This is a genomic window from Streptomyces davaonensis JCM 4913 (genome assembly GCF_000349325.1).
In the GTDB taxonomy this organism is placed as follows: Bacteria; Actinomycetota; Actinomycetes; order Streptomycetales; family Streptomycetaceae; genus Streptomyces; species Streptomyces davaonensis.
In genome coordinates this window covers 7,511,640-7,525,331 of sequence record NC_020504.1, presented here as the reverse complement: position 1 = coordinate 7,525,331, position 13,692 = coordinate 7,511,640, and the positions used below count along the sequence as shown (strand labels likewise).

Here is a 13,692-nt window from a genome sequence, read left to right as displayed (position 1 = left end):
GGAGGCGTGCTCAGTGGGCGCCGGTGCCGGTCAGGGACCGGACCTCCAGCTCCGCGTACTTGCCCTCGTCCGGCGCCTCCTTGGACAGGTAGGTGCCGATGATGCCCAGCAGGAAGCCGACCGGGATCGAGATGATGCCGGGGTTCTCCAGCGGGAACCAGTGGAAGTCGACGTCCGGGAACATCGAGGTGGGCTTGCCGGAGACGACCGGCGAGAACAGCACCAGGCCGACCGCGGTGGTCAGACCGCCGTAGATCGACCACAGGGCGCCCTGGGTGGTGAAGCGCTTCCAGAAGAGGCTGTAGAGGATCGTCGGCAGGTTGGCGGAGGCGGCGACCGCGAAGGCGAGGGCGACCAGACCGGCCACGTTCAGGTCGCGGGCCAGGGCGCCGAGGCCGATGGAGACGACGCCGATGCCGACGGTCGCCCAGCGGGCGGCGCTGACCTCCTCCTTCTCACTGGCCTGGCCCTTCTTGATGACGTTGGCGTAGATGTCGTGCGCGAAGGACGAGGAGGACGCCAGCGTCAGGCCCGCCACCACCGCGAGGATCGTCGCGAAGGCGACCGCGGAGATCGTGGCCAGCAGGATGGCGCCCCAGCTGGACTCGACGCCGCCCAGATGGAGGGCGAGCAGCGGGGCCGCCGTGTTGCCGGCCTTGTTGGAGGTGGTGATCTCCTCCGGGGTGATCAGCGCGGCGGCGCCGAAGCCGAGCGCCAGGGTCATCAGGTAGAAGGAGCCGATCAGGCCGATCGCCCAGATCACGGACTTACGGGCGGCCTTGGCGGTGGGCACCGTGTAGAAGCGGATCAGGATGTGCGGCAGACCGGCGGTGCCCAGGATCAGTGCGATGCCGAGCGAGATGAAGTCCAGCTTGGTGGTGCCGGTGGCGCCGTACTTCAGGCCGGGCTCCAGGAAGGCCTTGCCATGGCCGCTCTGGTCGGCGGCGGTGCCGAGCAGGTCCGAGACGTTGAAGTCGAACTTCAGCAGGACCATGAAGGTCAGCAGCAGGGCGCCGGACATCAGCAGTACGGCCTTGACCATCTGGACCCAGGTGGTGCCCTTCATACCGCCGATGGTGACGTACATGATCATCAGGACGCCGACCAGGGCGACGATGCCGACCTTTCCGGCGTCGCTGCTGATGCCGAGCAGCAGGGAGACCAGGACGCCGGCGCCGGCCATCTGCGCCAGCAGGTAGAAGATCGACACGACGATGGTGGAGGTGCCGGCCGCGGTGCGGACCGGGCGCTGGCGCATCCGGTAGGCGAGGACGTCGCCCATCGTGTAGCGGCCGGAGTTGCGCAGCGGCTCGGCGACCAGCAGCAGGGCGACGAGCCAGGCGACCAGGAAGCCGATGGAGTACAGGAAGCCGTCGTAACCGAACAGGGCGATGGCGCCCGCGATACCGAGGAAGGACGCGGCGGACATGTAGTCACCGGAGACGGCGAGGCCGTTCTGGAAACCAGTGAACTGTCGGCCGCCCGCGTAGAAGTCGGCCGCGTCCTTGGTCTGGCGGCCCGCCCACACGGTGATGACAAGGGTGGCGAGGACGAAGACGCCGAACAGGCTGATGATCAGCGTGCGGTGCTCGCTCGCCGCGTCGGCCGCCAGAAACATGTGCGCGGTGCTCATGCGCCGCCCTCCATCCGGGACTTGATGGCTTCGGCCTTGGGGTCGAGCTTCGCGGCGGCGTGCCGCGCGTACCACCAGGCGATGAGGAACGTGGTGAGGAACTGGGCGAGACCGAGGGCGAGGGCCATGTTGATATTGCCGAACAGCTCGATGCCCATGAAGTCGCCTGCGTAGATCGACAGCAGGACGTACAGCAGGTACCAGACGATGAAGCCGACGGTCAGCGGGAAGGCGAAGGAGCGGTAGGAGCGGCGCAGTTCACCGAACTCCGCGCTCTCCTGCACCTCGGTGAACTCCTCGGTGGTGGGGAGCCGGTGTTGCTCCTTCGAGGGGGGCGGTGCGTCGGTGGCCACGGAGTCTCCTCGCGTTGCGGGCGCTGTTGCGACGGTGGACGGGGATGGTTCGGGGTGCGGGGACGGGTTCGGAACGACGGACATAGCGGGTCATACCTCACAGGGCCAGGGGGCTCGATCGTGCTCGCGTCCCCTGTCCAACGTCACGGCGCCACGCGAGAACCGGTTCAACGCGACTCAACTCTTTCCGAACTCACTTCGGGCGAGTCATTGCTGGCCACTGAAGCGGGGAGATAGCTTCACCCTGCACGCCCGTCATGTACCTGCCCGAGCACCACCTGTGCCTCGGGCCGGTTTCGTTTCCGGATGATGTGGAGATCCCATGGCTCATCTGCCTTCCAGACGCCGGCTCGCCCTGGCCGTCCCCGTTGTGCTGTCGCTGACCGCCTCGCTCGGCTTCCTGCCGACCGCCGCCACGGCCACCCCGCTCGCGGAGCCCGTGGCGCAGTCGGCGGACGCGCCGAAGCTGGCGTACGTCGTCAACACCACAACGGACCGGCGCACCATCGAGTCGGTGGAGAAGGCCGTCGTCACAGCGGGCGGGACCGTTGTGACGACGTACGAGAAGATCGGCGTCATCGTCGCTCACTCGGCCAACCCGGACTTCGGCAAGCAGATGCGCCAGGTGCGCGGCGTCCAGTCGGCGGGTGCGACGCGTACGGCGCCGCTGACCGCAGCGGGCACCACGGACCAGGGCGCCGCCCAGTTCCTCACGGACGACCAGGCGGCGAAGGCCGCGAGCGCCGCGACCCCGGACAGCGAGCCTCTCGAGGCCGACCAGTGGGACCTGCGCGCGATCGGCGCCGACCAGGCCGCGAAGATCAACCCGGGCAGCTCCAAGGTGACCGTCGCCGTGATCGACACCGGCGTCGACGACACCCACCCGGACCTCGCGCCGAACTTCTCCAAGTCCCAGTCCGCCAACTGTGTGGGCGGTGTCGCCGACACCAGCGAGGGCGCCTGGCGGCCGTACACCGCCGACGACTACCACGGCACGCACGTCGCGGGCGAGATCGCCGCCGCGCGCAACGGCATCGGCGTCGCGGGTGTCGCGCCCGGCGTCAAGGTCTCCGGCATCAAGGTGAGCGACCCGAACAACGGTCTCTTCTACCCGGAGAGCGTCGTGTGCGCCTTCGTGTTCGCCGCCGACCACGGCGTCGAGATCACGAACAACAGCTACTACGTCGACCCGTGGCTGTACAACTGCATGGACGACCCGGACCAGAGGGCGATCGTCGACGCGGTCAACCGGGCGCAGCTGTACGCCCAGAAGAAGGGCACGCTCCACCTGGCCTCGGCGGGCAACTCCAATCACGACCTGGACTCGGACGCCATCGTCGACGCCACCAGCCCCGACGACGCCACGCCGGTGGAGCGCACGATCGACCCGCACGAGTGCTTCGACGTGCCCACCCAGCTGCCCGGGATCGTCACCGTCAGCGCCACGGGCGTCCAGAACCTCAAGTCGTACTACTCCTCCTACGGCAAGGGCGTCGTGGATGTCGCCGCGCCCGGCGGTGACCGGCTGTACCAGATACCCGACACGCCCTCCAAGAACGGTCGCATCCTGTCGACCATGCCGAACGGGGCGTACGCCTTCCTCCAGGGCACCTCGATGGCCTCGCCGCACGCCGCGGGCGTGGCCGCGCTGCTGAAGTCCAAGCACCCGTGGGCGTCCCCGGCGACGCTCCAGGTACTGCTCAAGGCGCAGGCGGACAACCCGGGTTGCCCGGAGTCCTACGACCAGAACGGCGACGGCACTCAGGACGCGGTGTGCGAGGGCGGCACGCGCGTGAACGGCTTCTACGGCTTCGGCATCGTCAACGCGCTGCGTGCGGTCAAGTAGGCGACGGACGGGAGAGATTGACACCATGACCGCGCAATTCCCGCGCTCTCGCCGTGTGCTGGCCGTCCCCGCCGGGATGGCCATGGCCACGGCGCTCGCTCTGCTGCCGAACGCGTCGGCGGCGGCCGAGGCCGAGGCGACCTCGCTCAGCTATGTCGTCAACGTCCAGCCCGGACACGGCCCTTCGCCGCGCGTGGAGCGGGCCATCGCCGAGGCCGGCGGCACCGTCGTGACCTCGTACGACCGGATCGGCGTGATCGTCGTCCACTCGGCGAACCCCGACTTCGCCAAGGTCCTGCGCGAGGTGCCCGGCGTGTCCTCCGCGGGCAACACCCGCAACGCGCCGCTGCCCGCGCAGTCGACGACGGAGGTCGGCACCCCGAAGGTGCTCAGCGCCGCTGAGGCCGCGGCCGTCGAGGCCGCCGAGGGGCAGGACCCCTTGCAGCCGCTCCAGTGGGACCTGCCCGCCATCAAGGCGGACCAGGCGCACGAGACGTCGCTGGGCAGCTCGGACGTCACCGTCGCGGTGATCGACACCGGCGTCGACGACACCCACCCCGATCTCGCGCCGAACTTCGACCGGGACGCCTCGGTCAACTGCGTGACGGGCAAGCCGGACACCACCGAGGGCGCCTGGCGCCCCGGGCCGACGGAGAGCGCGCACGGCACGCATGTGGCCGGCGAGATCGCGGCGGCCAAGAACGGCGTCGGCATGACCGGTGTCGCACCCGGTGTGAAGGTCTCCGGCATCAAGGTGTCGACGACCGCCGGGTACTTCTACACGGAGGCCGTGGTGTGCGGCTTCATGTGGGCGGCCGAGCACGACGTCGATGTGACGAACAACAGCTATTACACCGATCCCTGGTACTTCAACTGCAAGAACGACCCGGATCAGAAGGCGCTCGTCGAGGCCGTCTCCCGGGCCTCGCGGTACGCGGAGAAGAAGGGCGCGGTCAACGTCGCGGCGGCCGGCAACGAGAACTACGACCTCGCGGCCGACGAGATCACCGACCCGGTCTCCCCGAACGACGCCACGCCCTCGGACCGGGTCATCGACCCGACCGAGTGCCTTGACATCCCGACCCAGTTGCCGGGTGTCGTGACGGTCGCGGCGACCGGCGCGAAGGGCATCAAGTCGTCCTTCTCCAACCACGGCCTGGGAGTTGTCGACATCGCCGCGCCCGGCGGCGACTCGACCCGCTTCCAGACCCCGGCCCCGCCGGCCACCAGCGGTCTGATCCTCGGCACGCTGCCCGGCGGCAAATGGGGCTACATGGCCGGTACGTCGATGGCGTCCCCGCATGTCGCGGGTGTCGCCGCGCTGATCAAGTCGACGCATCCGTACCTTCCGCCGACCGCGGTGAAGGCCCTGCTGTACGCCCAGGCCGACGCCACGGCGTGCACGGACCCGTACGACATCGACGGCGACGGCAAGGTCGACGCGGTGTGCGAGGGCTCGAAGAACCGGAACGGGTTCTACGGGTGGGGGACGGCGGACGCGCTGGACGCGGTGACCAAGTAGTCCATCCGGTCCAAGTAGTCCATGCAGTCCAAGTAGTCCCGTCCATGTATTGATTCGGTCAATACTGCATAGTGCAGTCATGACCGACATCAAGGTGGTGGTGCGGGAGGGCGCTCTTCCGGGGCGCCTTCCCGTACGGGACTTGGCACGCGCGTGTGTGAGCGCGTGCGCACTGGCCGGCGCCGAACTGGGGGCGGTGCGGGCCGGGTTGCGGGAGGTGCCGGAGGTCCGCGTGGACGACGGTGCCGTCGCCACGGCGTTCGTGAGCGAACGGCATCTGTTGATCAATGGACGCGCTCCGGTCACCTTCGCCCCGCTGTCGCGGTTCTGGCGGACGGCGGACGGGTGGGTACGGACCCACGCGAACTATCCCCATCACCGCGAGCGGTTGCTGAGCGCGCTGGGCGTGCCCGAGGCCGACGTGGAACGGGCGCTGGCCGAGCGGTCGGCCCTGGACGTCGAGGAGGCCGTGTATGCGGCCGGAGGGCTCGCCGTGGCGGTGCGTACGCCCGAGGAGTGGGCGGCCCATCCGCAGGCGGTCGCGGTGGCCGAGCGGCCCTTGGTCGAGCGCGAGCTCCTGGACACGGCACGCGCGCGTGCGCTGCCGCCGCTGCCACCGGCTCCCCTGTTGCCCGCGGCCGGTGTACGGGTCCTGGACCTGACCCGGGTCATCGCGGGCCCGGTCGCCACCCGCACCCTCGCCCTGCTGGGCGCCGACGTCCTGCGCGTCGATCCGCCGGGCACCCCCGAACTCCCCGACCAGCACGCGGACACGGGGTTCGGGAAGCGGTCGGCGGCCCTGGACCTGACGCGGGACCGGCGTGCCTTCGAGGAGTTGCTCGCGACGGCGGACGTGGTCGTCACCGGGTACCGGCCCGGCGCCCTGGACCGGTTCGGTCTCTCGCCCGAGGCACTGGTGGAGCGGCGGCCCGGACTGGTCGTGGCGCAGTTGTCGGCGTGGGGCGCGTACGGGCCGTGGGGCGGACGGCGCGGCTTCGACAGCCTGGTCCAGGCGGCCACGGGGATCGCGGTGGTGGAGGGGACGCCGGAACAGCCCGGGGCACTGCCTGCCCAGGCACTCGACCATGGCACCGGGTACCTGCTGGCGGCAGCGGTCCTACGGGAACTGACCGAGCGACTCAGCGAGGGCTACGGCCGGGTCGTACGGCTGGCCCTGGCGCGGACGGCGCTGTGGCTGACGGGCGGGATCGACGCGAGTGCGGCGAGCGGACCGGCGTACGAGGGGCCGGAGCAGTGGCTGGCCGACACGGACAGCGCGCTCGGGCGGCTGCGGTACGCCCTGCCGCCGGTTGCCTTCGCGGGCGGGCCGGTGGACTGGGCCCGGCCGCCCGGGGTCTGGGGAAGCGATCCCGCGCGGTGGGATCCTGTCTGAGCCCCGGGGCGTCCGAAAACGTACCCATGGGCGGAATGCCGTACCGCCAGTTGTTTTCCTGCGCTTGCCCGGTTCTGGGACGACTGGTGAAGATCATGAGGTGACCTTGATAAGACCCACGTCGGAGGCGGCCGACGCGAACGAGCCCCTGCGCCGCCCCGGCACCGGCCGGGCCGTCGCCGTGCTGGTCCTGGTGGCCCTCGGGGCGCTGATCCCGCTGCTCGGGCCGTCCGCCGCGCTGCACGGCACCGGGGAGGCCGCCGCACCCGGCGACGGCGGCATCGCGCTGCTGCGGACGGTGCTGTTCGCGGCGCTGTGCGTCCCGGTGGGCGAGCTCTTCGTGAACCGGCTGGCCCGTTCCGTACCCGGCGCTCCCTCGGCCCCGCCCCGCAGTTGGGTGCCCTACGCGGCCGGCGCCGGTTTCCTCGCCGCCCTCGGGCTCGCCTCGGTCGTCTCGACCGGCAACCTGGTGCCGGACAGCCTCTCCGACCTGGACGTCGGCGGTCTGTACGCCACCCGCGACGGCAAGCTCGCGCTGCTGGAGGTCAACGCCTTCGCCGTGGCCGGACTGTGCGCGCTGTCCCGGCGGCCCGGCACCCAGCTCTGGCCGCTGGCCGCGGTGATCGTGGCCGAGGCGCTGCGCGCCCACCCGACCACCGAGCACTCCCCCATGATCGGCTCCGGTCTGACGCTGGTGCATCTGACCTGCGCGGCGCTGTGGGCGGGCGGTCTGCTGCACGTCCTGCGGAGCCTGCGGGGCGGCAGCCCGGCGGGCGCGGCCCTGTTGGGGCTCTACGCGCGCGTGGCGGCCGTTCTGCTCGCCGCCATCACGGCGACCGGGGTGTGCAGTTCGCTGCGGCGCATGCCGTCGGGGACGATCCTCGACCAGCTCACGACGACGGCGTACGGGCGGGTGCTGCTCGCCAAGGTGCTGCTGGTGGCCGCGGTGGCCGCGCTCGCCCTGTGGGCGCGGATCCGGCTGCGCCGGGCCGCCGACCCGCTCACGGCCTGCGCGCCCGCGCGCGTGGAGGTCGCCGCGCTGGGCGTGGTCGTGGCGGTGTCGGGGCTGCTGACGGCGCTTCCGGTACCGATCAGATGGTGATCAATCAGATAGTGCCGACTCAGACGGTGACCATCACCTTGAGGGCGACGCGCTCGTCCATGGCCTTGTAGCCGTCCGGGACCCCTTCGAGGCCGACGGTCATGTCGAACACCGGCGAGGGGTCGATGGTCCCGTCCAGGACATCCGGCAGCAGCTCGGGAATGTACGCCCGGACCGGTGCGACCCCGCCCCGCAGGGCGATGTTCCGGTCGAACATGACGCCGAGGTCGAGTCCGGTGCCGCTGCCGTGCGGCACGCCGACGAAGCCGATGCCGCCGCCGTCGCGGGCGATGTTCACGGCCGTACGCATGGACTGCTCGGTGCCGACGGCCTCGACGACGGCGTGCGCGCCCTGGCCGCGGGTGAGCTCGCGGACGGCCTCGACGGCGGCCTCACCGCGCTCGGCGACGACGTCGGTGGCGCCGAAGCGGCGAGCGATGTCGGTGCGGACCTGGTGGCGGCCGAGCGCGACGACGCGTTCGGCGCCGAGCCGCTTGGCGGCGAGGACCGCGCACAGGCCGACGGCTCCGTCGCCGACGACGGCGACCGTGGCGCCGGGCCGGGCGCCCGCGGCGAGCGCGGCGTGGTGGCCGGTGCCCATGACGTCGGACAGGGTCAGCAGGGCGGACAGCAGCCGCTCGTCCGAGGCGGCCTCCTTCGGCAGCCGGACGAGGGTGCCGTCGGCGAAGGGCACCCGCACGGCCTCGCCCTGGCCGCCGTCGTAGCCGACGGTGCCCCAGAAGCCGCCGTGCTCGCAGGAGGTGGTCAGGCCCTCGCGGCAGTATTCGCACGTGCCGTCGGACCACATGAAGGGCGCGACGACCAGGTCGCCGGTGCGGACGCCGGAGACCTCGGAGCCGGTCTCCTCGACGACGCCGAGGAACTCGTGCCCGATCCGCTGCCCCGGCTGCCGGGCCGCCTCCCCGCGGTACGCCCACAGGTCGCTGCCGCAGATGCACGCCCGCAGCACCCGGACCACGGCGTCGGTGGGCAACTGGACGACGGGGTCGGGTACGTCCGCCACGCGCATGTCGTACGGGGCGTGGATGGTGGTCGCGCGCATGGCGGGGTCCTTCTGCTGCGAGGTCGTGAGGTGCGCTCAGGGGGTGGTCGAGCGCACCTCACCGTACGTCGCGGCAGGGTAGGGGCGCGCTTCGAGGGCTCTGAGTGTGCCAATGGCGAGCAGGAACTGCGCGGCGATATAGGTGAGCATGATCCACAGGTCGGGGCGGGGCGGCTGGGGCCACTCGGCGACGCCGGTCGCGATGAGGGTGTCGGACAGCATGAAGAGCGCGCCGCCCAGCCCGGCGAGCAGGCCGAACCGGCTGCCCGCCCGGTAGGCCATGGCAGTGAGCAGCAGGCTGTACCCGGTGACCGGGATGCGCAGGTCGGCCGGAAGGTCGGGCCACAGCGAGGCGACGGTGGTCGTCAGGGCGACGCCGTATCCGGCGAACAGGAATGCATGGTGGCTCCCGCGTGCCCTGAAGAGCAGCAGGTAGCAGACGTGCCCGGCCGCGAAGGAGCCCATTCCGGCGAGGAAGGCGGGCTCGGCGTCGGACAGCAGCAGCACGTCTCCGCCCCAGCCGAACAGCAGGGCGGCGATCAGCAGCCGGGGCGCCCCGGACAGGGCCGCGTACCCGGCGAGCAGGGGCATCAGGAGCGGCTTGGCGACGGTGTGCCCGGCGTCGAACCCGGCCGCGAGGGAACCGAGGTCCACGGCGGCGGCCAGCCCGAAGGCGAGGAGCAGCAGGTGCTTGGGGGTCACGCGGAGACACTCTCCCGCGCGGGTTCCGGGGCGGGCTGCCAACCGGGCCCGCGGAAGAGGTGCCCGGCCCGGTCGCGCCAGGTGCGGGCCTTCCGCAGGTCCTTGGCGATGGAGACGTACTCGTGGGTGGCGACCTTGACCGGGTTGTACGTGTCGATGTTCTTGGTCAGCCCGAACACCGGACGCTCGGTCTCGGCGACGAAGGAGCGGAACAGCCGGTCCCAGACGATGAGGATGCCGCCGAAGTTGCGGTCCAGGTAGCCGCCCTGGGAGGCGTGGTGGACGCGGTGGTGGGACGGCGTATTGAACACGAACTCGAACCACCGGGGCATCTTGTCGATGCGCTCGGTGTGGATCCAGAACTGGTAGACGAGGTTGGCCGAGGAGCAGAAGGCGAGCGCGGCCGGGTGCACACCGCAGGCGATGAGGGGGACGTAGAACGGCCAGACGGTCAGCGAGGTCCAGGGCTGGCGCAGTGCGGTGGTGAGGTTGAACATCCTGCTGGAGTGGTGCACGACGTGGCAGGCCCACAGGATGCGTACGACGTGGTGGCCGCGGTGGGACCAGTAGTAGAAGAAGTCCTGGGCGAGCAGCATCAGCGGGACCGTCCACAGCAGGACGGGCACCCTGAGGGGCGTCAGTTCGTAGATCGCCGTGTAGATCGCGACGATCGGGATCTTCCACAGGAAGTCGAAGAACAGACTGCCGAGCCCCATGCCGAGGCTGGTCGCGGCGTCCTTCGTCTCATAGCCCGCGGCCTCCTCGTCGGGATGGAGACGGACGCTGATCATCTCGACCACGGTGAGCAGCACGAAGGCGGGTATCGACCACAGCACGACATCGGGCAGGTTCGGCATGTGGGCACCGTAGAACCGCTGGTCGGCGAAGGCTAGGGGTTGTTACTCACAAGTATTACCGGCGGTACGCGCTTACTTGTTGGCGATCTCCGCCAACAGCCGTCCGAGATGTCAGTGCCCGCACCTACGATGCGGGCAGGGAGGGGGCGGGGGATGCAGGGTCTTGAGGTTGTGCTGGTGCGGCTCGCCGCGACGGTGGTCCAGACGATCGCGAAGTCGGCACTCACGCCCCGGCCGGGGGCGGGCCTGGTGCCGGATCCGTTACGGCCGCTGCCGAAACCGGCGGGTCCTGACCGCCTCGCGCGCGTGCTGGGCGAGCGGATCGCGGGGGCGTACGCCGCGCTGCCGGAGAACGAGCGTCTCGCGGCGGTGGCAGCCGTGCAGGACACGCTCGCGGCGGCCGGCCCCCTCGACGCGGACCGGCTCTTCGAGGTGGACCTGGATCCGGGGCGGCTGGCGGAGGAGCTGCGGCGGCCCGTGGCCGACCTGGCCGACCGGGCGCGGGAGTTGTACGGGGAACTGCTCGGGCTGTGCTGCGAGCATCTGGTCGAGCAGCTCACCGCCCATCCGTCGTTCCCCGCGCGGGCGGCGGTGGAGCAGACGCGGCGTTCCGGCGAGCTGCTCCGGAGCCGCTCGCAAGCAAAAACACCGGACTTCGAGGGCCGGTACGCGGAGTTCATCACCGGCACACACTCCCGGCTGGAGCTGTTCGGGCTCACCCTGGGCGGTCGGCGCCGGGCCGAGTGGGCGCTGGACACGGCGTATCTGAGCCTGGCGGTGTGCGGGCCGCGGCGGTACGAGGCGGAGCGCGACGGCATGCCTCAGGAGGCGCCGACGCCCATGCGGATCGAGCAGGCGCTGGCCGCGGCGGGCCACCGGCTGCTGCTGCGCGGACCGGCCGGGTCGGGCAAGTCGACGCTGCTCCAGTGGCTGGCGCTGAACGCCGCCCGGCAGAGCTTCGGTCCGCAACTGGCCGACTGGAACCGCTGTGTGCCGTTCGTGCTGCGCCTGCGCTCCTTCCGCGCGGCCGACGGGCTGCCGCTGCCCGAGGACTTCCTCCCCGCCTCGGGCGTACCGCTCGGTGCCCCGGACGGCTGGGTGGAGGGACTCCTCGCCAGTGGGCGGGCGTTGGTGCTGGTGGATGGCGTCGACGAGGTGCCGGTGCGGCTGCGCGAACGGACGGAGAAATGGATCAGGTCGCTGCTCGCGGCGTTCCCCAAGGCGCGGTACGTGATCACGACCCGCCCCGCCGCGGTCCCGGAGGGCTGGCTGGGCCCGCAGGGCTTCACGGCACAGACCCTGCTGCCGATGGAACGGGACGACATCAGGGCGTTCGTCCGGCACTGGCACGACGCGGCCCGCCTGGAGTGCGTACCGGACGCGGAGCGGTCCGAACTGGACCGGTACGAGGCCGGTCTGAGCGAGGCCCTGACCACCCGCCGCGATCTGGGCCGCCTCGCGACCAACCCGCTCATGTGCGCCTTGCTGTGCGCCCTGCATCGGGACCGGCGCATGCACCTCCCACGCGCACGAAAGGAGCTGTACGACGCGGCCCTGGACATGCTGCTGGTACGGCGGGACACGGAGCGGGAGATCGCGTCCGTGGAGGGCGTGTCCCTGTCCCGGGACGAGCAGGCAGCCCTGCTCCAGCGGCTCGCCTACTGGATGATCCGCAACCAGCAGGTGGAGGCGGACCGGCAGGACGTAGTCGAAATGCTGGACGAGTGGCTGACCGCCATGCCCCAGGTGCGCGAACAGGGCGACGCCGAGCAGGTCTTCACCCACCTCCTGATCCGCAGCGGACTCCTCCGCGAACCGGTCCCGGGATACGTGGACTTCGTCCACCGCACCTTCCAGGACTACCTGGGCGCCAAGGCCGCCGTCGAGGCTCGTGACTTCGGGGTCCTCGTCCGCAACGCCCATGACGACCAGTGGGACGACGTGGTGCGCATGGCGGTGGGGCACGCGCGCGTGGAGGAACGGACCCGGCTGTTACGGCAGTTGCTGCGACGGGCCGACAAGGTGCGGAGATACCGGGAGCGGCTTGTGCTGTTGGCGGCGGCGAGTCTGGAGCATGCGCCGGAGTTGGATCCTGGGGTGCGCAGGGAGGTGGAGGAGCGGACGGCGGAGCTGTTGCCGCCGAGGAACGACAAGCAGGCGGACGCCCTGGCCAAGGCCGGGGAGTTGGTGCTGGAGCTGCTACCGGGGCCGGACGGGCTGACGCGATGGGAGGCGGCGGCGGTGATCCGGACAGCCCACTCGATCGGGGGTGACGCCGCCTTGGAGGTGATCAGACGGTTCCGTGCCGATCGACGGCGGCTGGTGCGCTCCGAACTCAGCCTCGCCTGGCCGGCGTTCGACACGCTCGAATACTTCGAGGCGATCTTCGAAGGCACCGTGAAGGCCGGACACATCCTCGCCATGGACACCGCCGAGAAGCTGGCTCTCCTGCCGCGCCTGCCCCAACTCACCGACCTCCATCTGCACGGCAACCACGGGATCCCTCCCGCCGTCCTCGCTCACACGCCCCTGAAATTTCTGGGGATCAACGACAACGACCTGGTCAGTGATCTGTCAGCGCTGAAGGCACTGCCGCATCTGCGCAGGCTGTCGCTGATCCGCTGCACGTCCCTCACGGACCTGGGTCCCCTCGCCGGTCTCCCCCTGACCAAGCTCTTCTTGTACGAACCCGGCGACCGACTGTCGCTGGCGCCCCTGTCCGACCTGCCCGACCTCAGACATCTGATAGTCGACTTCGCGCCCATGGAGACGAGGCTCGACGAATGGGCCTTCGCTCCCCGGCTCACCGGCGTCGGTTTCTTCCGGCAGAGCTGCGTCACGAACCTCGACGGACTCGAAGCGCTGACGTCCCTGACGTGGCTCACCGTCAACGAGGAGCACCAGTGGCGGTCCCTCGTCTCGGCCGGGGCCTTCGCCCCGTTGGAGACTCTCCAGATCCTGGACGTCCCCCGCGTCGACCTCGCCGACGTACTGCCCCACCAGACCCTGACCAGGATCTATCTCGGCCCGTGCCCGCAAGTGGACAACATCGCCGCCCTCACGGAGCTGCCCGCTCTGGAGACTGTCGAGCTTTCCCGCTGCGGCCCGATCGACCTGACCCCCTTGGCCCGGATGCCCCGCCTGAACGTCACCCTCTACAACTGCGACCAGGTAACCGGCACAGACCTCTTCCCTCCGGACCGCCTCAAGATCGCCTGACC

At 70.7% G+C, this 13,692-nt stretch carries 10 protein-coding genes; 5 read left to right on the top strand and 5 right to left on the bottom strand.

Annotated features, from left to right (window positions below; genetic code table 11):
- Positions 1–10: 10 nt before the first annotated feature.
- Complete coding sequence (locus BN159_RS33235) at positions 11–1,633, bottom strand: solute symporter family protein (protein WP_015661422.1); 1,623 nt, start codon at positions 1,631–1,633, stop codon at positions 11–13.
- Complete coding sequence (locus BN159_RS33230; protein WP_015661421.1) at positions 1,630–1,986, bottom strand: DUF485 domain-containing protein; 357 nt, start codon at positions 1,984–1,986, stop codon at positions 1,630–1,632. The genes BN159_RS33235 and BN159_RS33230 overlap by 4 nt, the downstream gene beginning before the upstream one ends.
- 322 nt (positions 1,987–2,308) lie before the next feature.
- On the opposite strand from BN159_RS33230, the gene BN159_RS33225 reads away from it, so the two are divergent.
- From BN159_RS33225 to BN159_RS33210, 4 genes are all read left to right on the top strand, one after another.
- Positions 2,309–3,832, top strand: coding sequence for a S8 family serine peptidase (locus BN159_RS33225; RefSeq protein WP_015661420.1), 1,524 nt, complete (start codon positions 2,309–2,311; stop codon positions 3,830–3,832).
- A 25-nt stretch (positions 3,833–3,857) separates the two neighbouring features.
- Positions 3,858–5,354, top strand: a complete 1,497-nt coding sequence (locus BN159_RS33220) for a S8 family peptidase (protein WP_015661419.1) — start codon at positions 3,858–3,860, stop codon at positions 5,352–5,354.
- A gap of 79 nt (positions 5,355–5,433) precedes the next feature.
- The gene (locus BN159_RS33215) at positions 5,434–6,747 is read left to right on the top strand and encodes a CoA transferase (protein WP_015661418.1); all 1,314 of its coding nucleotides are present in this window, start codon (positions 5,434–5,436) and stop codon (positions 6,745–6,747) included.
- A gap of 100 nt (positions 6,748–6,847) precedes the next feature.
- Positions 6,848–7,849 carry a CopD family protein gene (locus BN159_RS33210; protein WP_041820187.1) on the top strand — a complete coding sequence of 334 codons (1,002 nt, stop codon included), beginning with the start codon at positions 6,848–6,850 and terminating at the stop codon, positions 7,847–7,849.
- 19 nt (positions 7,850–7,868) lie between these two features.
- On the opposite strand, the gene BN159_RS33205 is transcribed toward BN159_RS33210, so the two are convergent.
- The 3 genes from BN159_RS33205 to BN159_RS33195 are packed head-to-tail and all read right to left on the bottom strand — an operon-like array spanning position 7,869 to position 10,471.
- Positions 7,869–8,912: a zinc-dependent alcohol dehydrogenase family protein gene (locus tag BN159_RS33205; protein WP_015661416.1), complete on the bottom strand. Its 1,044-nt coding sequence runs from the start codon at positions 8,910–8,912 to the stop codon at positions 7,869–7,871.
- Positions 8,913–8,948: 36 nt separating this feature from the next.
- Positions 8,949–9,614, bottom strand: coding sequence for a lysoplasmalogenase (locus BN159_RS33200; protein WP_015661415.1), 666 nt, complete (start codon positions 9,612–9,614; stop codon positions 8,949–8,951).
- Entirely contained in the window at positions 9,611–10,471 is an 861-nt protein-coding gene (locus BN159_RS33195; RefSeq protein ID WP_015661414.1) for a sterol desaturase family protein, read from the bottom strand. Before BN159_RS33195 ends, BN159_RS33200 begins: the two co-directional genes overlap by 4 nt.
- A gap of 153 nt (positions 10,472–10,624) precedes the next feature.
- Between BN159_RS33195 and BN159_RS33190 the strand changes: the two genes are divergently transcribed.
- A complete protein-coding gene (locus BN159_RS33190) occupies positions 10,625–13,690 on the top strand; it encodes an NACHT domain-containing protein (protein WP_015661413.1) in 3,066 nt (1,021 codons plus the stop codon).
- Positions 13,691–13,692 lie beyond the last annotated feature (2 nt).

What these genes read in the sequence shown, in the direction of transcription:
- BN159_RS33235 (WP_015661422.1), bottom strand. Translation starts at nt 1,633, where the DNA reads ATGAGCACCGCGCACATGTTTCTGGCGGCCGACGCGGCGAGCGAGCAC.
- BN159_RS33225 (WP_015661420.1), top strand. Translation starts at nt 2,309, where the DNA reads ATGGCTCATCTGCCTTCCAGACGCCGGCTCGCCCTGGCCGTCCCCGTT.
- BN159_RS33220 (WP_015661419.1), top strand. Translation starts at nt 3,858, where the DNA reads ATGACCGCGCAATTCCCGCGCTCTCGCCGTGTGCTGGCCGTCCCCGCC.
- BN159_RS33215 (WP_015661418.1), top strand. Translation starts at nt 5,434, where the DNA reads ATGACCGACATCAAGGTGGTGGTGCGGGAGGGCGCTCTTCCGGGGCGC.
- BN159_RS33205 (WP_015661416.1), bottom strand. Translation starts at nt 8,912, where the DNA reads ATGCGCGCGACCACCATCCACGCCCCGTACGACATGCGCGTGGCGGAC.
- BN159_RS33195 (WP_015661414.1), bottom strand. Translation starts at nt 10,471, where the DNA reads ATGCCGAACCTGCCCGATGTCGTGCTGTGGTCGATACCCGCCTTCGTG.
- BN159_RS33190 (WP_015661413.1), top strand. Translation starts at nt 10,625, where the DNA reads ATGCAGGGTCTTGAGGTTGTGCTGGTGCGGCTCGCCGCGACGGTGGTC.